Annotated in this window: 20 protein-coding genes; 8 read left to right on the top strand and 12 right to left on the bottom strand. The window is 62.1% G+C overall.

The genetic code is table 11. The features are described from left to right. Positions 1–713: 713 nt before the first annotated feature. Positions 714–2,687: a DNA topoisomerase III gene (locus tag QMX96_RS08245; protein WP_282361577.1), complete on the bottom strand. Its 1,974-nt coding sequence runs from the start codon at positions 2,685–2,687 to the stop codon at positions 714–716. Between the two features lie 123 nt (positions 2,688–2,810). After that, a complete protein-coding gene (locus tag QMX96_RS08240; protein WP_282361576.1) occupies positions 2,811–3,155 on the bottom strand; it encodes a helix-turn-helix transcriptional regulator in 345 nt (114 codons plus the stop codon). 137 nt (positions 3,156–3,292) lie between these two features. On the opposite strand from QMX96_RS08240, the gene QMX96_RS08235 reads away from it, so the two are divergent. After that, positions 3,293–3,520, top strand: a complete 228-nt coding sequence (locus tag QMX96_RS08235) for a hypothetical protein (RefSeq protein ID WP_282361575.1) — start codon at positions 3,293–3,295, stop codon at positions 3,518–3,520. Positions 3,521–3,615: 95 nt separating this feature from the next. On the opposite strand, the gene QMX96_RS08230 is transcribed toward QMX96_RS08235, so the two are convergent. The 10 genes from QMX96_RS08230 to QMX96_RS08185 all read right to left on the bottom strand — a co-directional run bounded on the left by QMX96_RS08230 (position 3,616) and on the right by QMX96_RS08185 (position 12,624). Beyond that, positions 3,616–4,053: a single-stranded DNA-binding protein gene (locus QMX96_RS08230; RefSeq protein WP_282361574.1), complete on the bottom strand. Its 438-nt coding sequence runs from the start codon at positions 4,051–4,053 to the stop codon at positions 3,616–3,618. A 5-nt stretch (positions 4,054–4,058) separates the two neighbouring features. Beyond that, the gene (locus tag QMX96_RS08225; protein ID WP_282361573.1) at positions 4,059–4,559 is read right to left on the bottom strand and encodes a DUF3158 family protein; all 501 of its coding nucleotides are present in this window, start codon (positions 4,557–4,559) and stop codon (positions 4,059–4,061) included. Further along, a complete protein-coding gene (locus QMX96_RS08220; protein ID WP_282361572.1) occupies positions 4,556–5,311 on the bottom strand; it encodes a PFL_4669 family integrating conjugative element protein in 756 nt (251 codons plus the stop codon). The genes QMX96_RS08225 and QMX96_RS08220 overlap by 4 nt, the downstream gene beginning before the upstream one ends. Positions 5,312–5,462: 151 nt before the next feature. Further along, positions 5,463–6,683 carry an STY4528 family pathogenicity island replication protein gene (locus tag QMX96_RS08215; protein WP_282361571.1) on the bottom strand — a complete coding sequence of 407 codons (1,221 nt, stop codon included), beginning with the start codon at positions 6,681–6,683 and terminating at the stop codon, positions 5,463–5,465. Then, positions 6,677–7,228, bottom strand: coding sequence for a DUF2857 domain-containing protein (locus tag QMX96_RS08210; protein ID WP_282361570.1), 552 nt, complete (start codon positions 7,226–7,228; stop codon positions 6,677–6,679). Before QMX96_RS08210 ends, QMX96_RS08215 begins: the two co-directional genes overlap by 7 nt. Before the next feature lie 16 nt (positions 7,229–7,244). Beyond that, positions 7,245–8,780: a ParB family protein gene (locus tag QMX96_RS08205; RefSeq protein WP_282361569.1), complete on the bottom strand. Its 1,536-nt coding sequence runs from the start codon at positions 8,778–8,780 to the stop codon at positions 7,245–7,247. A 14-nt stretch (positions 8,781–8,794) separates the two neighbouring features. Next, positions 8,795–9,673: a ParA family protein gene (locus QMX96_RS08200; protein WP_282361568.1), complete on the bottom strand. Its 879-nt coding sequence runs from the start codon at positions 9,671–9,673 to the stop codon at positions 8,795–8,797. Positions 9,674–9,677: 4 nt separating this feature from the next. Further along, the gene (locus tag QMX96_RS08195) at positions 9,678–9,893 is read right to left on the bottom strand and encodes an AlpA family transcriptional regulator (protein ID WP_282361567.1); all 216 of its coding nucleotides are present in this window, start codon (positions 9,891–9,893) and stop codon (positions 9,678–9,680) included. Between the two features lie 113 nt (positions 9,894–10,006). Further along, the gene (locus QMX96_RS08190) at positions 10,007–10,744 is read right to left on the bottom strand and encodes a hypothetical protein (RefSeq protein ID WP_282361565.1); all 738 of its coding nucleotides are present in this window, start codon (positions 10,742–10,744) and stop codon (positions 10,007–10,009) included. 896 nt (positions 10,745–11,640) lie between these two features. Beyond that, positions 11,641–12,624 (bottom strand): IS5 family transposase, encoded by a 984-nt coding sequence (locus QMX96_RS08185; protein ID WP_282361564.1) that lies wholly within the window; start codon positions 12,622–12,624, stop codon positions 11,641–11,643. 510 nt (positions 12,625–13,134) lie between these two features. Here QMX96_RS08185 and bcsE point away from each other — a divergent pair. The 7 genes from bcsE to bcsB are packed head-to-tail and all read left to right on the top strand — an operon-like array spanning position 13,135 to position 22,235. Continuing rightward, entirely contained in the window at positions 13,135–14,625 is a 1,491-nt protein-coding gene (bcsE, locus tag QMX96_RS08180; RefSeq protein ID WP_349016783.1) for a cellulose biosynthesis protein BcsE, read from the top strand. Then, positions 14,622–14,807, top strand: a complete 186-nt coding sequence (gene bcsF / locus QMX96_RS08175; protein ID WP_282361562.1) for a cellulose biosynthesis protein BcsF — start codon at positions 14,622–14,624, stop codon at positions 14,805–14,807. Before bcsE ends, bcsF begins: the two co-directional genes overlap by 4 nt. After that, complete coding sequence (gene bcsG, locus QMX96_RS08170) at positions 14,800–16,422, top strand: cellulose biosynthesis protein BcsG (RefSeq protein ID WP_282361561.1); 1,623 nt, start codon at positions 14,800–14,802, stop codon at positions 16,420–16,422. Before bcsF ends, bcsG begins: the two co-directional genes overlap by 8 nt. Continuing rightward, positions 16,419–16,637, top strand: coding sequence for a cellulose biosynthesis protein BcsR (gene bcsR, locus QMX96_RS08165; RefSeq protein ID WP_282361560.1), 219 nt, complete (start codon positions 16,419–16,421; stop codon positions 16,635–16,637). Before bcsG ends, bcsR begins: the two co-directional genes overlap by 4 nt. Further along, positions 16,634–17,350, top strand: coding sequence for a cellulose biosynthesis protein BcsQ (gene bcsQ, locus QMX96_RS08160; protein ID WP_282361559.1), 717 nt, complete (start codon positions 16,634–16,636; stop codon positions 17,348–17,350). The genes bcsR and bcsQ overlap by 4 nt, the downstream gene beginning before the upstream one ends. Then, positions 17,347–19,956, top strand: coding sequence for a UDP-forming cellulose synthase catalytic subunit (gene bcsA, locus QMX96_RS08155; RefSeq protein WP_282361558.1), 2,610 nt, complete (start codon positions 17,347–17,349; stop codon positions 19,954–19,956). The genes bcsQ and bcsA overlap by 4 nt, the downstream gene beginning before the upstream one ends. Next, a complete protein-coding gene (gene bcsB / locus QMX96_RS08150) occupies positions 19,956–22,235 on the top strand; it encodes a cellulose biosynthesis cyclic di-GMP-binding regulatory protein BcsB (RefSeq protein ID WP_282361557.1) in 2,280 nt (759 codons plus the stop codon). The genes bcsA and bcsB overlap by 1 nt, the downstream gene beginning before the upstream one ends.

The following is a 22,235-nucleotide window of genomic DNA, read 5'->3' as shown; positions in this document are numbered from 1 at the left end:
GCGGGGGGTGAGTCCGCAAAGGGAAGGTCGAGCTAACGATCAGTGGAAGGGCGCTCATCATCGAAAGAAGCTTCGATGACCGTGCGAGCTGCCGAGCGCTGATCGCACTGGGGAGGAACCACCCGGATGGGCGTAGCCTTCAAGGTTCCGGCTACCTGGGCGCTGTCAACGACAGCGGTACGCACCCCATCTATAGGACGCGTCAACCGCTTCGTCAACCGGTGATCCATGGCGCTGCGGAAGTCCGGCAGTGGGTGGCGCTCGGTGGATTGTTAGCGGGGAAAAAATAGCCCGACGGTCATCGGGCTAGGATCAGAAGGACCACCTTTGATTCGTTACCGGACAGCCGAGTCATCGCAAATCTAGAGCTGCCGTTTCGCGCAATCAACCGACCCTTGTCGTGGCCTGGGTCGGAACCAACTGGCACGCATCCGCGCACAAAAGGTGCCCAGTCTTTCGCCGGCGGGCACCGGGGCTGAGCATGGCCGCCGAAGCGGATGACCCCTGCGGCCTGGGAGCAAGCCGCGCGGGTCATCCGCTTCAGTCAGACGCTGATTACGTGAAGTGGGCGCAGGGAACTCTGGAGAAGAGGGCTCCGAACTCTTTGAGTCTGACCGAGCTGCCCGGAGCGAATCGGTCTGGAATCGCCTGGGGCGATGGGCAGTCCCACTACAGCAGTGCTGTCGGCCGACGTCAAGCATCCAGGCAATCACCTATCTGGGTTTGACTGGGCGCTTGCTCGTCTTAATGGGTTTGGTGCCCTTGCATTCCGGGTAGCGCATGCACGACCAGAAGTCTCCGGTGCGGCCCTTGCGCTGGCGCATGGCACTGCGACACACCGGGCAACTTGGGCCTTTGGCCGCTGGTAGCGGTAGCGTAAGCGAGCGATGGTTTTGCACCAGTTGAGTCAGCCACGCCGCCTGCTTGACCAGGAAGGTATCGACACTGAACTGGCCCGACTCGATTCGGTCCAGCGCCTGCTCCCAGAGGGCGGTCAGCACAGGATCGGCGACCTCCCGCGGTACGGCCTCAATCAGCGTGTGCGCGGCGGCCGATGCTGCCAGGCTGCGCCTTTTCTTCTGCAAATAGCCGTGATCAATCAAGCCCTGGATGATCGCCGCGCGGGTGGCCTCCGTACCGATGCCGATACTGTCCTTGAGCTTCTGCTTGAGACGCGGATCGTCCACTTGGTTGGCAATGGTCTTCATCGCTTTGACCAGGGTACCTTCGGTAAAGGCTTTCGGCGGTTGGGTCCGCTGAGCCGAAACCGTGGTCTCCACCAGCGTGATGTCTGCGCTTTCGCGCAACGTGGGCAGCGGTTGGCTGGGTTCTGGCCGTTCACTGTCACCGAGCTCGTCGATCACCGCTTTCCAACCGCGCACCTGGATCTGTTTGCCACGGGCGAGCAGGCGGTCCTGACCCGCCTGCAGCAGCACCTGGCTCTTCAGGTATTCATGGTCGGGGAGGAATTGGGCCAGGTAGCGGGCGCGGATCAGCGAGTATACGCCGAGCTCCTGCTCGGACAACTGCGCCAGGTCGATGACCACGGCGGTGGGGATGATGCCGTGGTGGGCAGTGATCTTGGTCGTGTTCCAGGCGCGCGACCGTCGCGTGGGGTCGGCCGATTTCAACCACTGCGCCAAGGCCGGCGACGCGGCGGCGAGGGCCCGGAGTACCTTGGGCACGTCATCCAGCATGCTCTCGGGCAGGAAGCCGCAGTCAGTTCGTGGGTAGGTCGTGGCCTTATGGTGCTCGTACAACGACTGCGCAGCGGCCAGCGTTTTTTGAACACCCAGGCCCAGCTTTGCGGAACAGACTTCCTGCAGGGTGCCCAAGTCGAAGGGAAGGGGCGGACCTTCGCGAACGGCCTCGACCTCGACGCTGCTGACCTGCGCCGAGGCTCGGTGCTCCAGTCGTGCCGCAGCCTCCTGCGCCACGGTCTCAGTGAGGCAACGACCGCTGTCATCGCACACGTTCGCTGGGGGCTGCCAACGTGCGCGAAAGCGCGTGCCGTCGGCCTCCAACGTTGTTTCAACGGTCCAGAACGGTTTGGCGACAAAGCTGGCGATGGCGCGATCGCGCTCGACCACCAAGCGCAACGTCGGCGTCTGCACCCGTCCCACCGGCAGTGTCCCGTCAAAACCGGCCCGCCGGCCAAGCAGGGTGAACAGACGGCTGAGGTTGATGCCGATCAGCCAGTCGGCGCGCGAGCGCGCCAGGGCGCAGTGATACAGCGGCAGGGTCTGCTCACCCGGACGCAGGGCGGCCAAAGCCCGGCGGATTGATGACTCATCCAGGGCGGACAGCCACAAACGCAGGATCGGCCCGCGGTACCCGCAACGCTCAATGATTTCGCGAGCGATCATCTCGCCTTCGCGATCGGCGTCGGTGGCGATTACCACCTCGGAGCATGACTGCAGCAGGCCCTGGATAACCTTTAGCTGCTTGGCCACCGTCGGTTTGACGATGACTTGCCACTGCCCGGGGATGATGGGTAGATCCTCCAGGGTCCAGCGCTTGTAGCGATCACCATAGGCCTCCGGTGGTGCGGTCTCCAACAGATGGCCCACGCACCAGGTCACCGTCACTCCCGATCCCGCCAGGCAGCCGTCGCTGCGCCGCGTGGCTTGGAGGACACGGGCGATATCGCGCGCTTGCGAAGGCTTTTCACAGATGAACAGACGCATGAGCAGGCACTCCCAGTCGGTTCACAACAGCGTGCCGGGGTGGGAAGGCGAGGCCAGCGGAAAGCCGAATGGGCACCAGTCATTTCAGCGATCGGCCCGAGGGGAAAGGGAGGGGGGCGCGGATCAGCGGCGGGCGAGGTGGGTGGCCAGTTGGCGCAAATTCTCCACGGCATACAGCCGATCGGCTTCATTCAAGTCTTGCAGCAGCTCAGCGATCACCAGCCCTTGATCGAGAGGCCGGCTGCTCGCGGTCAGCAACAGTTCGTCTGCCGTGCATTGGTAGATGTCCGCCAACCGTAGCAGCTTGCTCACTGACAGGTCGACCTGCCCCCGCTCCATGCGAGAAATGGCCTCGCTGGTTACGTGCAGCCGCACGCCCACTTCTTCCTGCGTCAGATTGCAGGCAGTGCGGACCTTGGCCAATTGGCGGCCAATATGATGGCGTAGGCTAGGCTTCTTCGCGGGCAATGGGGCGCTCTCCAATTCGACCCATATGGTTGACCATCAACCCGCGCATATGAACGCCTTAGAGGGTTGACTATCAACCTTTTGAGGCGTATCACACCAGTAAAGTGCAGTTGCCAACTCTCGTGGAGGGTAGGGACATGAACGAAAGCAAGGACGGTGGGGCCGAGGCTCTGCAGTTGAAGGCATACGAGTTGTTGCTGGCTACGCACCTGGAACCGGACAACCCTGACGCTCGCAGCCGGCTTGAGGTGTGGCTGCGCGAAAGCCCCGAACACTGGCGCGCGTTCCGCGCTTTGGATGGACACCTGGAGCAGGCCTCGTTACTGCTGGCCCATAGCAGACTGGCGTCGTCATCGCGCCATTGAGCGACACCCTGAGGCATTTACCGCGCTCGGTGGGTGGCCGTGCTGAACCAGCTGCACGCTGGCTCGACCAGTCCACCGAGTACCAGAACATCACCCTATTTGCGCGGGCTCTTCTTGCTCGTGGGTTTTCGGTTAGTGCTGGCGCCATCGCCTTTGCCGCCGTCCTGGTTCTTCTCGCGCATAGTCACCGAAGCCAGACGGTGGGGCAGGATACCAATGCGCCGGGCCTCCACCTTGAACGTCACACGCGCGTTGTCCTCGCTGTCCTCCCACTCCTCCTTGACCGTACGGCCCTCGACCAGGATGCGCATGCCCTTCTGGAACAGGGTGCTCCAGTGCTCGGCATCGCGGTGCCAGAGTTCGACCGGGGCCCAGTAGCCGCCGCGGTCCTCGTAGTTGCCGTCACGCGGTACCGGGTTGTCGAAATACACATTGAGCCGCAGCAGGCGACGCGGCTCTTCGGGATTGGTGTTGAATTCCTGAAACTCGGGGACGCTGCCGATGTTGCCTTCGCCAACAAATAACGTGCTCATGGGATTTACTCCGGGTGTGGGTAAACGGTGCTTCCGAGGGCGGCCTCGGCGTCGAGTAGCTGGCGGGCGGACGCGCTCGCCTGGCGGTGCAGTGAGTGCAGGCTGCTCATTTGCAGGTTCAGCACCACGCGGTTGACCTCCAGTTGGTGCAGCGCCTCGCGCACGGCAGGTGCCAGGTGCGGCTGCTCCATCGCCTGCTTCCACACCGCGGCGCCCATGCGGCTGAAGTCCCGGCTGCGCCAGCGCAGAAAATCCGTCCCGGCTGTGCTGTGCTGCACCACCAACCGCAGGTCCAGCAGCGAGAAGGGCGGCTGCGCCACGATCGCCAGCATGCCAGCCATCAGCCCCGCGACCTGGGTACGCAGGCGCAGGATCGATTCGGCGAATTGCTGCAGCTCCCCCTTACCCTTAAAAGGTTTTAAAAGGCCTTTTAGGGAGGCACCTTGTTCGAGCTGACGATAAGCATCCGTTGAAAGGCGCCGTGCGATGGCTTCGGCCAGGGTCATGCGTCACCGCCTTCCGGCGCGGGCGGCGGGATCAGGGGCTCGTCGGCGATCTCAGCCGGCGCTGTGGCCAGACTGGGGTCCATCGCTTGGCGCAGAATAGGTGGAGCAAAACGGGAGCGGCGCGTGCCCTCGAGCACGTCTTGCGGGGGTAAACCGAACCTGTCCACGGCCTCACGCGCCCGGGCGTTGTTGGCCGCCACGTCGTCGCGGCTGACGCCGGCCAGGCGGTAGCGCTGGGCCAGGCCGAACACGCTGCGCAGCAAGTGCGCGCCGCGGTCGATCCAGATCTCCATGTCGCCACGGCCGATCAACGCGGTGTGGTGCGCCAGCAGTACCCGCCGCACCAATGTGTCGTAATCGGTCAGCAGGTACACGGCGAGAAAGCCCAGTTGGCTGCCTATGAACAGCGGCAGGGTCACCGGATGGATATTGAGGTTGTCGCCGACATCGACCTGAGTGGGGAGGTCGCGTTCCACCAGACTGACTTGTTCGGTCAACGTCTGCAGATCAGCCTTCGCCTGCAGCAGCTTGTCTTCGAGTTGCAGCATGAACCAGTCGGCGAAGGGATCGTCCTGGCTGCTGGCCTGCTTGAGCAGGTTGGTCACGCTGATGTAGCCGGCCATACCGAGGATGCCATGAACGCCCTCGCGGGCAGCTCGTCCCTGCCACAGTCGCGCGGCATGGTGGGTGTGCAGGGTGAGCGTGATGCTGCTGCGCAATGAGCCCAGGTTGAGCTGGTAGTGGTCGACCATCGCCGGATCCTCGCCGTTGAAGTGAGGCAGACGATGAGCTGTGTCATCGCCCTCGGCGTGGATCAAAGCGAAGGTGCTGGGCTCGCATTTTCAAACAGTGGACGTCCGTGGATTTGATCACACTAGGCATCAAATCCACTGTGTTCCGGCGCTAGGTCGATGCAGCGGGGACGCGGCAACGCAGTTTGAGTTCTTCCAGGCAGGCGAGGGCAAGTGGCGAGGCGGTGCGCTGCTCGCCGGGCTGCCGACGCTCGCGAGGTGGTTCAGGTTCCGGCACCGCAGTCGGCGGGCGCCGAGGTGTGTGCTCAGGGGCAGTCGTATCGGTGCGTGCGGCCCAGAGGTTGAACTCGCCTTGGCACGCGCGCTTGATCAACCCCATCAGATAGGCGACCGGCTTTCGGATCTCACCGCGGGCGCACCGCACCGCCGCCTCGTTGATTACCGCTTGTTGCTGTTCCGGCTCGAGCGGGCGCATCGCCTGGGAGGCCATGCGCCGCTCGGCAGGACTCAGTTTTAGATCCTCTGGCCAGCTCGCTCGTCCGAACTCCACTTGCCCCAGTACTGTACTTTTTTTGCTTTTGTCTTTCTGTACTGTACGGCCGTCGTTGGCATTCCGAACGGCAGCGGAAACTGGGGTTTTCCCGCATGATTCGGAATCCGGCCGCGGGGTCGTGAGATTCCGAACCCGGTGGCTTTCGCCGCGTTCGGAATCTGCCGCCTCGTGGTTTGTCAGCGGCAGCGAGTGCTGCTCCACCGCGGCCGGGGGCGTAGCAAGGAAGGCTTTGTCAGCGGTCGCGACCTTGGAGTCGGCCTGGATATCCGCGATCACATGCTCGGCGACATCCCTGACGCCCTTGGTGGCATGTGTCAGATTCTGCAGCAGCAGTGATCGGTAGCCGCTGTCGAGCTCCAGCTGCTCGGCCGCCGTCAACGGATCTCCGTGCAGCACATAGACGCAGCCGCGCAGACAGCCCTGGGCATCCCGCGAGCGCTCGACCAGACTGAGCCAGCGGGTGGTGCGCAGGACATTGAGCGCCCGGGCGATCGTTTCACGAGAGGCCTGGGTACCGCAGGGGCTGGTGGCCAGGTAGGGCTGAAGGTCTTGATAGCGGGGTGTCTGCACCTTGCGCTCGGTGATCAGCCAGCGCAGGACCTGCCAGGTGTTGCGCTCCAGCGGCGTAAGGCGGCGGTCGAGCAACAGCTTCAGTGGCAGTGGATCATTGTCGCCATAGTAGATGGTACGTACCGGAGCCTCCGCAGCAGCGGCTTCTGCCAATTTTGCCTGCTCGGCCTGCCATTCCAAGCGCCGCCGGAGTGCGTCGTAGCACTGGCGCACGACGTCCTGCCAGTCGACCTCGTAAAAGCTCAGCATGGGGCACCTCCGTACAGTTCGATCTGTTGCCAGATCAGCGTCAGGCTGATGTGCTGCTCTTCAGCGAGCATCATCATCGCGTCGAGCGGATCATTGTCCGGGTCTTCCTCGCGCAACTGGCTCCAGCGGTTCCACACCGCATGCTCCTGCGCTTCGGTAAGCTGTACCGGCCGGCCGCGGTAGGTTTCGATCTTCAGTACCCGGCGGCGCAGGGCGGTTTCCGAATGGTCCAGGCCGAAGCAGCGGTACATGATGCTGGAGCTGGCGCCGAGCTTCAGTGCCCGGTTGATCAGGCGTTCGTTCAGTTCGTCGCGCTCGGCCTGGGCGATGAGCCGTCGCAACACGGTGGTGTCGACCTTGATCTCTACCCAGCTGATTGTCGAATGGGCCAGTTGCGACAAGGTGGTCGGCGGCAGCGACTGCAGCACCTCAATGTCCTCATCCGCCAGCCCGAGCGCTTTGCAGCGCTGCAAACGCCCGTGGCGCAGCTCATGCAGCACCTGGTTCAACATGGCATGGTTCAACAGGTTGAAAGTCGTGGTCATGAGGTGGCTCCTCACGTTAGCGGAGGGTCGACAGCGTGGTATCGATTAGCTGTCGTGCATGGCGAATCAGGGCAAACAGTTGCTCCAGTTGCTCGTCTGGTAAGCGCTCAAGGCCGATGGTCAGGGCAGGGCGCTCGGCAAACGGCAGGTCATAGGCGCCAATCAGCAATTGCCCAAACAGGGCGGCAGGGAGTTGTTGGCGTTGCGCCCAGGCCACGTCATCCTGCAGGCGCAACAGCGCCGAGAGCAGCAGCTGGATGCCCGTGTGTCGAGGGGTGAGCTGGGCGTCTTGGTCCAGAGTGAGGATGAAACCGAGGCCCTCTGATTGCAGCAGCACCAAGTCGTCGGCATCGGCGTAAACCGCGAGGGCTTGCGCCAGCTCGGCACAGCGTTCACGCAGCTCGCTGATGTCATCTGGGGCTCCAGATTGAGTGTTCGCAGGAATCGGGGTAGTTCGGTCTGAATCAGCAATCCCAGATTGCTCGGTCCCGGACGATTCGTTACCAAGCGCTTGCAAGATATGCGGCAGCCGGGGTTCCGGGTTGGGAATGTCTTCAACACAGGCCACGCCTGGATCATCGTGCGGCAACTTAGAAATCTGCGCTGACTCGATAACCTGGTTCGCTGATGGTGCTGGGCTGGGGTTTACATCGAGTTGCGATCGGCTCGGCATTGGCGGTGTCGGGTTCGGCAGCGCACGGCTGTCCTGGTGGATGTCCAGCGCCAGGACGCGCGGCGATTGGTTCAGGTAAACAGCCATCTTGGCGATCAGCTCATCCTGCAGCTCGCTGGCATCCAGCTCGGGTTTCTCGTCATCGAAGGCGGACAGCACCTCCATCCAGAGCAGCGCGAACTGTTGGGGATCACCGAGATACTGATTCCAGGTCGACTCCGCTCGACGGCGCAGGGTAATAGCGCGTTCGATGTTGGGTTTGCCGAGGCCTGCATAGAGCACTTGGGGAATGGAGGGTAGGAGAAACTCGAGCGCATCGAACATGCGGCTGATGTGCGACTGGGAAATGGGGTATCCGCCCTTGCTCAAGCGGGTTGCTAGCTCACGCTGACTGAGCGCCTCGCCGGGCTCCTGGAGCATGTCCAACAGCTTTGCGACCGCCAGGGCCCGCTCGATGAATGTCAGTTGTCCATGCAGATCACTTTCGGCCAAGTGCCCGAGCAAGGCATGCGATTCGGACTGCCAGGGGCGAAACAGGCAGTTGAGACGAAAGAAACGCTCCTCACGGGTTTCCTGCCACAGCTCGCCGAGGATGCTCAGGCGAGTGTTGCCACCATTGCGAATGATGAAGTGCTGTTCGTTGGGCCGACGGGTGATGGATGGCGGATGGTCAAGGCCACGTTCACGGATGGAGGCTTTGAGCTCGTCGTACAGCGGGTTGCGCACGACACGAGGATTCAGTTCGTAGGGCCGCAATTGCTCCAGCGTCACGACCATTGCCGTTTCACCGACCGGGTTGGCGGGCTGTTCTCGGCTCTTTTGCGGGAAGTGCGCCTGCTGCAGTTGCCGGGTGACGTCTTCGGGGGTTGGCGGTTTCATCTCGCATCCTCCGATCAACGATGCCCAGTCAGTCGACTGCTGTTGGCATGTGCTAGCCGGCGGCCGCTCATGGTCGCCAGGCAGAGCTTGTCCGCCCACTCGGGAAACAGCTCGACCGCCAAGCTGGTCATGACGGCCGCTGCGCAACGGCTTCGGCTACCGGCTGGCGGCGTGGCTTCTACACGGTGCACAGGCAAGCCCAGCGACGCTGCGTTGAGATATGCGACGCGGTCCGGAATGACCGTTTCGCACACGCTCACGTGCGGATCACCCTCAAAGGTGGCCTGCAGGCTTTGCATGATCAAACGGGTGTCGCGGCGGTTGGCATTGACCTGGTTGAGCAGCAGCTTCACCGACGGTAGTGCCACACCTAAATACCGGTACGGCTCCAGCTCTTGAAACAATCCCAGCGTGCCGCGACGAAGCTCGCGCGCGGCGAGCATTTCCGGGGGGAGGGGGCACAGGGCGCAATCGGAGGCCAGCACGGTCATCTCCACCACCACACTGCGGGCACCTTGGGTGTCCACGATCATCACATCGAACTGATCGGCGAACGCCGGCAGCAGATTGCGCAGGCGCAGCCGGCCATCGGCGGCGTGTAGCAACAGCGTGCTCAAATGGCCCGCCCGGTCGTTGGACACGATCAGCGACAGTCGCGGAATGACCGTAGCCGTGATGACCTGCTCTGCACCAGTGAGCCCTTCGGCGATCAGCTCGTAGCACCCGACCTCACACGGTGCACTCAGGGCGTAGTAGCTGGACAGGGTTGGCTGACTGTCCAGGTCCAACATCAGCACCCGAAGTCCCGCGTCGGCTAAAAGGCCACTGAGATTGGCGGCGACCGTGGTCTTGCCAGCCCCGCCTTTGGTCGAGATCAACGAGAAGACTTTCATGATCTCACTCCCTGGTGGAGAGGCGGTCTTGCACCCACTGCTCGATCTCGAGCGAATCCCACCCGACAGCGCGCGTGCCAATACGCCGGCACTGCGGAAACAGGCCGGCTTTCATCAGGTTGTAGATGTGGGAGCGTTTGAAGCCGGTTTTCTGTTCAACCTCATCTCGCCGCATGATGTGACGGTCAGCGGAGGCGGAGTTAGGGGCTGTCGGTTGCATGATGTCACTCCTAAGCACCGGGTGGCGCGTGGTGGGATGTGACATTCAGTGAACAACTGAAATCGCTGAAAGTCATTGTCAGGCAATTTCCCTAATTGCCTGACAATTGCCTTTTAACTCCGCAGTGACTGGGCGAAAACCCGGCGAGCTTCGGCAAACTTCCGATCAAGGGTGGTTTTGCTCAGTCCTGGGATGGTAGGGAATTGCGTCAGGATTGTATCGACGAGCGCTGACTGTGTTTCATAAATTGACTGGATTTGACCGTTAGATGTTTTACCCACCGTTACGGTGAGAACTGAACCGAGGATCATTCTCTGCAATGCCATAGACGCTTCTGTGAGGGCGTCTTTGTTGCGTCGCGGCGTGGACCCTTCGCCAAGGTCATGCGCAGCGGCATCTGCCTGCGCGGAGGCGAAGGACGTCGTTCCGCGTATACGGGCAAGTTCTTGGAGAGCACGATCTCTTTCTATTTCGACCGCCAAATACGCGGTGACGGAGACGCATTCGGAATGATCATACCCTTTGCCAAATAGAAAGGTCGGGCGCTCTTGGGGGTAATTGCGAGCGAACCACGAGCGTAGGTCATCATGTCGAATGGACCAATAGGCCCGCTCGACCTGATTACCCAATGTGATCGGCCCTCCCAGAAAAGTAGCAGCGAGCTCGCCACTGATGATCGCGTCGTAGATGCGCTCTGCGTACAAATGGAGAGTTGGCCATTGTGGAAAATGCTTGAGGAGACAGCCGGGTTGGGTATAGTCGACTTGTAGAATCTCGGCTTCATGATCGGCGAGGCCGCTCCAAAGGATTGCCGCGTCGATGGGATGGTAAAAACTTTTGTACGAGACCATGGGTAGCCTCCTGCTGACCGATTCCTTCAACCGCTGCAAGGCCCTCAACGCCTTTTACCAGCGAGCCAGATCTTAGGATCCAATTGTGGAGACCAGCGTTTGCTTGTTTTAGTTCTCTCCTGTATCCGAATGACGACATGTTTCGACGTGCTCCGTACCGAAGCACCTTAGGTGAGCGGGGCCAAACAGGGATCGAGTGGATTAGTGGTAGGGCATCAGGCATGGAAGACAGCCATAGCTACTAAATGGATGCCAGTCTACGGCGCGCTTAGCTTCTGTGCTGCGAGTCCAGAGGCGTCCTGGACGGGACACGCGTCCATCAATGATATGTCACGGGCAAAAGCCGTACCGGGTGCAGCATGAGCAGGCTACGAGAGGGCTAAATGATATATTTTTTTGGGGCGGGCTGTTGCAAATTCGAAGGTGTGAGAAGATAGCCACAAGTTTGATTTCTTTGAGAGGCTGGCAATGAATAAGCAAACGGCAGCGTATAGGTATCACGACATTGAGAGAGGCACAATCTCCTCTCCTATAGAGCGCGAATATTACTGTATACGACGCTCGCGCTGGGGATGGCTTTTGATGAGATTCGAGGGCGGGCCACACTACCCAGAGATGGTTGAAATCTTGAGGGACTTGCTTATGCGACAGGGCGCGCTGATCAAGCGCGGCGAGCAGTTGTCTGGGATTCAATGGTTAGCCAGAATGGAACAATGCGGAGTATCTTTGACGCAGGCCCAACGCACCGCGGTTCAAACGCTATTGGGTCCCTAACGCTAAGGAAACTCCGAACAAGTTGCTCAGCCATCCGCGATAAACGAGGCGCTGACTCACCTGAGTCAGGTTTTCAGCTGTCAATGGCGTCGAAACCGGGCTTCAGCTCGGTTTTCCCCTCGCTACAGACGCACCTCTCCTGCAGTGGTAAGTAATTGCCGGCGCACCATCCACAGATTCGACAGCGCGAACAGGGTGGTCCATTGCGCCGTATTCTTGGCCAGGCCACGGAAGCGAGTCTTCACATAACCGAACTGACGCTTGATCACCCGAAACGGATGCTCGACCTTCGCACGTATCTGGGCTTTGGCCTTCTCGATCTTGCGCCTGGCCTTGTACAGCGCACTGCGTTTGCTCAAATGCTTGTAGGTGCCGCGTCGCGCAGCGATCTGCCAGATCACTTGCCGGCCGTCGTGCTCAGGCCGTTTCTCTACGCCGGTGTAACCCGCGTCAGCACAGACAACATTCTCGTCACCGTGCAACAGATGGGCAACTTCCGTCACGTCAGCCACGTTGGCGGCGGTGCCATGGACATGATGTACCAGACCCGATTCAGCGTCGGCCCCGATATGCGCTTTCATGCCGAAGAAATACTGGTTGCCTTTCTTCGTCTGGTGCATTTCCGGATCGCGTTTGCCTTCCTTGTTCTTGGTCGAACTGGGTGCGTGGATGATTGTGGCATCGACGATCGTGCCCTGGCGCAGCGACAAGCCTTTGTCTCGCAGGTACGCGTTGATGGTTTCCAGAATACCTGCCGCCAACTGGGGCTTCTCCAGCAGGTGCCGGAAGTTCATGATCGTCGTGTCTTCGGGGATCGGGGCGCTGAGTGTCAGTCGAGCGAACTGGCGCATCGAGGTGATCTCGTACAACGCTTCTTCCATGGCCGGGTCACTCAGTGAAAACCAGTTTTGCAGCAGATGAATGCGCAGCATGGTTTCCAATGGATAGGGTTTGCGACCGCCACCTGCCTTTGGGTAATGCGGCTCGATCAACGCGACCAGTCTGCTCCACGGTACGACCTGTTCCATCTCGGCCAGGAACCGCTCACGACGGGTTTGCTTGCGCTTACCGGCATGTTCGAAATCGGAGAAGCTCATCTGACTCATGGGCAAGACTTGTTGGCGTGGATGAACGGAGCGCTATTTCAGCACAGGTCAGGCTGCCTGTGCTGACTTGATCGGAGTTTCCCTAACTCTTAAGAGTTGGGGCGGCGTTTGAGGCAGCTCAATACCTGCAGTGCACTATCATCTCGTCATTCGACCGACAAACGGCCGACAGAAGCAGTACTGCGCTTTTTTCCTTATACGATCCTCTGCGTTGCAAGCAATGTCGGCAGGTCATCGTTGAATCACGGGCGGCTCGGCTATACATATCTCAGCTATAGGCTGTTTCACTTCTCCGTGAGGGAGGATCGTTCAAACGTGAGGGTCGCATAGCATGGCTTCTTGACATCATCCGATTTAATTGCTGTAGAATTGACGCCGAGGCCAGCAACTTCGTGATCGTGACGTTTTTTTGACGAATAATTCTGTCATTAAGCCCCCGGTGTTGATGTGCGGCATACAACCCGAATTAGCTTCGTTATCGAATTCAGAGCGATCGTTTTGAACAATAGTATTTCGTTGTTGGCTATTCCCGGTTTGGATGCCGAGCGTAGTCAGTTTCATGAGCAAGGCCTGTACTGGCTGGCCTGTGACACCCCGCAAGACGCTGCAGCACTCTGCCGCCAAGTGATCAAAGCCCTGCCCGAGCACGCCCGAGCGGCGTTGCTGGCCAGCCCGCGCGGTTTGCGGGAGGTGCTCGACTCGTTCGATACCGCCAGCGGGCCGGCGGAACTTGCGTTGTACGAGGCCGATACCCGGGCCTTCCTGCAGTTGCACAAAGACCTGCCGCGTATCGATATCCCCGGCCGCACTTTGGTGTTGCGGGTACCGACCTCGATCTGGGATGAGGGCAAGGTCGAGCGCTGGTGCCAGACTCTGCGCCAGGCAGCGCAGGCCCATCAGAGCCTGATCGTGGTGATCAGCGAAGGGCAGCACAGTGCCCTGATCGAGCGTCTTCGGGAGTTCAACCAATCCGTCGACGGGCTTGCCCAGCTTTACCGCGGGCAAGGCGGCGTTCGCTTCCTGCAGCACTTCTGGAGCAATAGGCTCGGGGTCGCCGGGACGCAGGACGTCGGCCTGGCGCACCACGCGGAAGGCTTCGCGATCGCCGGCAGGCCTCAGCCGGTGACTGACGCCGGGGGCGATGAGCTGCTATGCCTGGCCCAGCGCCAGGTGCTCGAAGGTGCCCCAGCGCTCTCCGAGCACTGGCAGGTTTTCGACAGCCTCAACGATGTCGGTGCCCGGGCCAGCCGTGCGGTGTCGGCGACGGTGATCTTCGCCATGGACGGTGGCCAGCGCCTTGATGTCCTGGCCCGCCAACTGCACAGCTTGCGCCAGTTGCGCGGCAATGCGCTGAAACTGGTGGTGCGCGAAACGGCCCCAACCCTGCGCTATCAAGATGAACAGTTGTTGCTGGCATGTGGCGCCAGCCTGATCGTGCCGTTCGGCGCGAGCCTGTCACGCTTTCTGACCATGGTCGACAGCATTCAAGGCTATGTCTGGCGCCGCCGCCTACCAGCCGATTTCGACGCCCTGCTCAAACGATTGCGACCGCTGCCTATCTGTGGCCTGGTCGCGGCGCGGGCATTCGCCGAGGCGGTGCAGGAAATGTGGCAAGGCCTGCGCAACGGCGAAATTGTCCACCAACTGCTGGTGTTGCGTCCGGCGCCTGGGCTGTCGCCCTTGCAGGCATGTTCGCGAACGGTGTTCCGCCGGGACGGCGACATCGCTTGCGTCGCCGACGATGCGTTGTACTTGTTCCTGTTCGCTTGCCGCTCGGAAGGCGTGGAGCAGGCGCTGGACCATATTTTCCAGCTGTCCTGGAAGGAGTTGTTCATCGGCCAGGAAGTATTGCTCACGCTCGATAGCCTGAGCGGTTCGCCGTTCCTCGACGAGACCGTGCCGCAGCCGCCGTTGGCCGAGTCGGTTGCCCTGCCGTTGGCACAGAAGCGCCCTGTCCTCATACCCCGTCAGATCAGCCTGACCCGGGGAGGGGCGGCATGAACATCGCACAATTGTTGCAGGTCATCGGCATCACTGCGCTTGCGACCCTGATGCTGGCGCTGTGCGTGCTGCGCCTGCGAGCCCTGGCGCAGGGTTGGCTCAGCCAACGCCTGCGGCCCCGTTATCTCAAACCGGCCGGCATTCGCCGCCGCGATGTGCGTCAAGAGCCCAATCATGACTAGTTCGACATTCTCCACCCCGCTGCTGGAGCGCTGGCGCGGCTTGGGTGCCTGGAACCTGTACTTCCTGGCCAAGTTCCTGTTGGTCGCGGCGGCCCTGCTGGACTTCAAGGTGCTGCCCAACCTGCTGTTCGCCGCGTTCTTGCTGATCCCGCTGCCTGGCCAATGGTTGCGAGTCGGGCGTCAGGTCGTGGCCGTGCCGCTGGGCATCGCGCTGTTCTACCACGACACTTGGTTGCCGCCCTTCAGCCGCCTGCTGGCGCAGCCAGGGGTGCTGGACTTTTCCTGGGACTATTTGCTGGAACTGCTAGCCCGGTACATCAATTGGAACCTGGTAGCAGGCCTGATCCTGCTGTTGGTGGCCTATTCGTACCTGCGCCATTGGTTGCGCCTGAGCACCGTGAGCCTGCTCGGCCTGGCGTGGCTGGCGGTCGGTGGGTTGCCATCGCTGAGCTCCAGCAACAGCCAGCCTACCGCCGTTGCCGGCACCGATAGCGCGACCGCGACGGCGCCCGTGGCAGTGGTCGCCGACAATGCGACCCTCGATGCTTGGCTCGATCGGTTCTTCACCAGCGAGCGTCAGCGGGTGACCAACTTCCCGGTCGAGAAGCCGGACGAGCAGCCGTTCGACCTGCTGGTGATCAATGTTTGTTCGTTGGCCTGGGACGATCTCTCGACCGTGGGCATGCGGGACAATCCGCTGTTTTCGCGCCTGGATGTGATCTTCGACCAGTTCAACTCGGCCACTTCCTACAGCGGCCCTGCTGCGATCCGTGTGCTCAGGGCCAGCTGCGGCCAGTCTTCGCATGCAGGCTTGTACCAACCGCCGGCAGATCAATGCCTGTTGTTCCAGAACCTGGCCAAGCTGGGTTTCCAGAGCCAGACCTTGCTCAACCACAGCGGCCATTTCGACAATTTCATTGGCGACATCACCAGCCAGCACATGCCTCAGCCTGGCTTCAACATCGCCAACTTCCCACGGGCCCTGGTCAGCTTCGATGGCTCCCCGGTGGCCGGCGACCTCGATGTGCTGAGCAACTGGTGGGGCAAGCGCGAGCAGTCGGGCGCCCAGCACGTGTCGTTGTTCTACAACACTATCAGCTTGCATGACGGCAACCGCATCGTCACTGCCGACGGTGGTACCCGCCCTGCCGATTACGCCACCCGCGCTACCCGCTTGTTCACCGACCTAGGCAAGTTCCTCGACGAGCTCGAACGCAGCGGCCGCCGCGTGGTGGTGGCAATCGTCCCGGAGCACGGCGCGGCGTTGCATGGTGACCGCATGCAGTTGTCCGGCATGCGTGAGATCCCCACGCCATCGATCACCCATGTACCGGTTGGTCTCAAGTTCATCGGCATGGGCCAGCCTGCCCGCAACGAGCCGTTGAAAGTGTCTTCGCCTACCAGCTTCCTGGCGTTGTCCGAACTGGTGTCGCGCGTCTATGCAGGCCTGGGTGCCGGTCAGACGCTCGACTTGCCGGGCCTGTTGGTCGACCTGCCGACCACCGAGCGTGTCTCGGAAACCTCTGGCGCGCAGGTCCTGAACTTCCAGGGGCGCACCTACATGCGCCTGCAAGGGCAGCCGGACTGGCAGCCTGTTCCCAAGGAGACTCCATGATGCCTGGCAAAGCCGACCCTTCCCAACGCAGTGACGACATCACCCAGCTTCGCCAGCACCTGGGCATGCCTTCCTTGAGCTATCAGGACATCTCCATGATGGTCGGCGTGCTACAGGCGCTGCGGCGTTGGCCGCTGCTGGGCGAGACCTGCGCAGCCGCCGATGCGCATGCCGAGCAGGACAGGGAAGTGTCGCGCGAGGCGGCCACATCATGATCAGCCTGGCATTGCATGGCTTGCGCGGCGGCATGGGGCGCAGCGCGCTGTTGGCCGCGCTGGGTTATGCCCTGCGCGAGCTGGGCGAGCGCGTGGTGCTGGTCGACCTGTGCCCGGAAAACCTGCTGGGCCTGCATTTCAACCTGCCAGTCGAGCAGCGTAATGGCTGGGCGCGCAGCGAATTGCAAGGGCGGCCGTTGGCAGAGCCACTCTTCGAGGTACTCGAAGGCTTGTGCGTGGTTCCTTTCGGCGACATTGCCCAGGACTCGCTCGTTCGGCTAGGCGAGTATCACGCTGCGGCGCGCTGGCGCGCGCTGCAGGCTGAGCTGGCCACTGATTTCGACTGGCTGCTGTTCGACCTGCCCCACCCTGTGAACGCCGTCGCCACCCAGGGTTTCCAGACCGACATACGCATCCTTGTGGCCGAAGCGGAAATGACCAGCCATGTGCTGCTCAGCCGTCAACAGGTTGAGCGCTATGACCTGATGCTGGTCAACCGTTTCGACCCTGGCAGCAGCCTGCAGAGTGACGTGCTCATGGTCTGGCGCGACCTGTTCCGCCACCGCTTGCCGATCCAGCTGGTGCACCGTGACGAAGCGTTCGTCGAGGCGCTCGCCTGCAAGGCACCCGTGGGCCATTACGCACCGCAGAGCCTCGCATCGCGCGATATCCAGAGCCTGGCCGTACGCTGCCTGGCGAGGCGACAAGCGTGAGCCTGACACCGTTGACGGCCTATGGCCATTTCGTTGCGCGGGGTGCGCGGCGCCCGGCTGCCCTGTGGTTGACGTTCGCAGTGTGCCTGGCGTTCTTGTTCCTCCAGCTCGAGTCGTCGACCTGGCGGGCATTGTTGGCCGAGCGCCGGCGCCTGGTGCCGCAACTGGTCGGCAAGCGACCCAGCCTGGGCGATCCACTGCGTGTGTTGATCCAATGTGCCTGGCTGCTGTTGCACCAGGTTTCGCGCCCGCGCGAGTCAGGCTGGCTGACGCGGGCCAGATCGGTACTGGCAAGCGGCTTGCGGCGTGTCGGGCGGGTGCTGCAGCGCTTGCGCTCGCGGCTGAACGATACCCTGCGGCAAGTCCCCGCACGCTTTCTGGCCAGCGACGTGCAGCACAGGGCTGCGCATCGTCTGCGCGGGTTGAGCGGTTGGGGGAGGCGGGTCTTCTACTCCGTGCTGACGGCCTTCGCAGTGGTGCTGGCGCTGTTGTGCGTGACGGAGCCATTCGGCTACCTGGCGCAGTTGGTGTTCATCTTCCTGCTGTGGGGCATCGCCATGCTGGTGCGCTACATGCCTGGGCGATTTCCGACGCTGATGTTGATCGTGCTGTCGGCTATAGTCTCTTGCCGCTACCTGTGGTGGCGCTACAACTCCACCCTGAACTGGAACGATACCCTCGACCTGGTGTGTGGCGTGATCCTGCTTGCGGCGGAAACCTACTCCTGGTTCGTGCTTATCCTCGGCTATGTGCAGATGTGCTGGCCCTTGCAGCGCAAGCCGGCATCCCTGCCGGAGCGCTTCGAGCAGTGGCCGACGGTCGACTTGATGATCCCCACCTACAACGAAGACCTGTCGGTGGTGCGTACAACCGTGCTGGCTGCGCTGGGCCTGGACTGGCCGCAGGATCGCCTGCGCATCCATATTCTCGATGATGGCCGCCGCGAAGCGTTTCGCGCCTTCGCCGACGAAGTGGGCGTGGGCTACATCGTGCGTCCGGACAACAAGCACGCCAAGGCCGGCAACCTCAACCATGCGCTGGGCGTCACAGATGGCGAGTTGATCGCCATCTTCGACTGCGACCACGTGCCGGTGCGCTCTTTCCTGCAGATGACGGGCGGTTGGTTCCTCAAGGAGACCAAGCTGGCACTGGTGCAAACGCCGCACCACTTCTTCTCGCCCGACCCGTTCGAGCGCAACCTCGGTTCGTTCCGCCGCCGCCCCAACGAAGGCGAGCTGTTCTACGGGCTGATCCAGGATGGTAACGACATGTGGAACGCCGCCTTCTTCTGTGGCTCGTGTGCCGTGCTGCGGCGAACCGCGCTGGAAGACATAGGTGGTTTCGCCGTCGACACGGTGACCGAAGACGCTCATACCGCCTTGCGCCTGCATCGCCATGGCTGGACCTCGGCCTACCTGAGCATTCCACAGGCCGCCGGCCTTGCCACCGAAAGCCTGTCGGCGCACATTGGCCAGCGTATTCGCTGGGCGCGGGGCATGGTGCAGATCTTCCGCACCGATAACCCGTTGTTGGGCCGCGGGCTGAGCCTGTTCCAGCGCATCTGCTACGCCAACGCCATGCTGCACTTTCTCGCAGGCTTGCCGCGCCTGGTGTTCCTCACCGCGCCGTTGGCGTTCCTGCTGCTGCATGCGTACATCATCTATGCGCCCGCGGTGATGATCCTGCTGTACGTGATGCCGCACATGATTCACGCCAGCCTCACCAACTCGCGCATGCAGGGCAAGTACCGGCAGACCTTCTGGGGCGAGATCTACGAGACCGTACTGGCCTGGTACATCGCCCGCCCGACCACGGTGGCCCTGTTCGCGCCGAAAAAAGGCAAGTTCAACGTCACGGCCAAAGGTGGCCTGATGGAAGAGGGGGTGTTCGATTGGGGAATCGCCCGGCCTTATCTGTTCCTAGCAGTGCTCAACGTCGTGGGCTTGGGGTTCGCCGTGTGGCGTTTGTTCACAGGACCTGCTGCAGAAATCGGTACGGTGATCGTCAGTTCCTTGTGGGTGATCTACAACCTGTTGATCCTCGGCGCCGCTGTCGCGGTGGCGGCCGAAGTGCGCCAGGTTCGCCGTGCCCACCGCGTGCCCATGCAGCTGCCCGCCGCGCTGCTTCTGGAAAGTGGCCACGGCTATCCGTGCACACTGGTCGATTACTCCGATGGCGGTATCGGCCTGCAATTGACCGACGCAATCGCGCCCAAGCCTGGCGAACATGTGCGGCTGTTGCTGAGCCGCGGCGAGCGTGAGTTCGCCTTCAACGCCCGCGTGACCCGTATCGTCGGCCGTCACCTGGGCCTGGTCCTTGACGACCTGACGGCCCAGCAGCGTATCGACCTGGTGCACTGCACCTTTGCCCGCGCCGACGCCTGGTTGGGTTGGCAGGAAAACCACGAGGTCGATCGGCCGCTGCACAGTTTGGGCGATGTGCTCAAGTTGGGCGGTGTCGGTTACATGCGCCTGGTCGAGCATACCCCTCTCTGGTTGCGCCGATGGCTGCAGCCGTTGCTCGACCTGGTGCGCTGGCTGGCCAGCTACCGGCCCCGTACTCCACGTTTCATTCCATCCACGAACTTAGTTGACCGAGACGCATGATGAATCGTTACCCCGCGCGCACCTGGGGCCTGGCGATGGCGCTGCTTGCCTCGCTGTTCCAGACTGCAGCCATCGCCTCTGAAGCCCCCCTTGCCACGCCGGTCGACCCCGCGGTTCCCAGCTGGCCCGTCACGAGGACCTTCGAGCAGCTCGGGCAAGCGTCCGACAGCTTGCTCCTGGGGGTACGCAACAGCGAGAACATCGAGTTCGGCGTACGTCGGGACCGCCTGGCGACCGATGCCGTGCTGCAACTGGACTACACCCCCTCGCCCATGCTGCTGCCGTTGCTTTCCCATGTGCGGGTGTACCTCAACGATGAGTTGATGGGGGTGGTGCCGGTGGAAAAGGACCAGCTCGGCCAGCGGGTGCGCCGCCAGTTGTCCCTGGACCCGAAACTGGTCACCGACTTCAATCGGGTGCGCCTGGAGTTCGTCGGGCACTACACCGATGTGTGTGAAGACCCGGCGCATAGCGGCTTGTGGTTGAACCTCAACCGCAAGAGCCAGATCCAGGTGCGCGAGCAGGCGCTGGCACTGGACAACGACCTGGCCTACTTTCCGTTGCCGTTCTTCGATGCCCGCGACACCAACAAGGTCGAGCTGCCTGTGGTGTTCGCCGCCACGCCGACTCTCGGCGAGCAGCGTGCTGCAGCGATTCTTTCGTCCTATTTCGGCAGCAAGGCAGGCTGGCGCAAGGCGACCTTCCCGGTATCGTTCAACACGCTACCGGCTGTAGGCGACAAGCCTGCACCGGCGATCGTATTCGCCACCAACGACCGGCGCCCAGCGTTCCTCTCCGACATGGAGCGTTTTCCCGCGGTCGATGGCCCTGTGGTGCAATTGATCGACCACCCGGACAACCGCTGGAGCAAGCTGCTGTTGGTGCTTGGGCGTAACGACGACGACCTGGTCCAGGCCGCCTCGGCCCTGGCCGTGGGCAATGGCTTGTTCCGCGGCTCGCGGGTCAAGGTCGAGAAGATGACGGTATTGGAGCCGCGCAAACCGTACGACGCGCCGAACTGGACCCGCACCGATCGGCCTGTGCGTTTCTCCGAGTTGCTCGACTATCCCGAGCAATTGCAGGTCAGTGGTTTGCAACCGCGGCCGATCACCCTCGATGTGAACCTGCCACCGGACCTGTTCGTCTGGCGCAACCAGGGCATACCGCTGCAGACCCTGTACCGCTACACGCCGCCAGCGGTAACCGATGAGTCGCGCCTGAGCATCAGCGTGAACGACCAGTACATCACCAGCGTACCGTTGGTGGGCAACGACCGGCGCAGTAGCACGCTCGAGGAAATGCGCCTCAAAGTACTTTCCACCGACAGCACCGCACTGGCCGAGCAAGCGCTGGTGCCGGCGCTGAAGATCGGCGCACGTAACCGCCTGCGCTTCGACTTCAGTTTCGCCAGCACGGTCGGCAGCGCACAGCGCGACCATTGCCAGACCACCCTGCCCGTGGATGTGCGAGCGGCGATCGACGAGAACTCGACGATCGACCTTTCCGGCTACCACCACTACATGGCCATGCCTGACTTGCGCGCGTTCGCCCGCAGCGGTTTCCCATACAGCCGCATGGCTGACCTCTCCGAGACCTTGATCATCATGCCGGCCAAGCCGACGGCGATGCAGGTCGGCACCTTGCTCGACGTGGTCAGCAGCGTAGCCGGTCAGGTCGGTTACCCGGCGTTGGGTGTCCGCCTGACCGATGACTGGAAGCACGCCGCCGATGCCGACGCCGATCTGCTGGTGATCGGCAGCCTGCCGGCTGACCTGCGTGAAGCGCCCAACCTGGGCTTGCTGCTCGACACGCAGCGTGACTGGATGGTCCAGGGGCGAGCCCTGGCACAGCCCGGCAACCCGCGCAACGATACCTCGACGGTGGCAGCCAGCAGCCGCGTCGAAGTCAGTGCCGACGAGCCGATCGCCGCGATCACAGGTTTGAAATCACCGTTCCATGAACAGCGCAGCGTGGTGGCCCTTTTGGCCAACAGCGATGCCGAACTGGCGCTGCTGCGCGACGTGCTGGTGGACTCCGGCAAGCTCGAGACGGTGGCCGGCTCCGTCGCGCTGGTGCGCAAGAGCGGCGTCGAGAGCCAGTTCGTCGGCGAGCACTACTACGTCGGCGAACTGCCTTGGTGGCTGCTGTTGTGGTTCCACCTGTCCGATCACCCGACGTTGATCGCGGTGCTTGCGGTCATCAGCGTGCTGCTGTTCGCCTTCCTCCTGTGGCGTGCCCTGCGCTGGGCATCGCGGCGTCGGTTGGGCGAGGCCGATTGA

This window comes from Pseudomonas sp. PS01300 (assembly GCF_029960155.1).
GTDB classification, from domain to species: domain Bacteria; phylum Pseudomonadota; class Gammaproteobacteria; order Pseudomonadales; family Pseudomonadaceae; genus Aquipseudomonas; species Aquipseudomonas palmensis.
The sequence above is the reverse complement of the archived record's forward strand: the minus strand, read 5'-3'. Positions and strand labels throughout refer to the sequence as shown.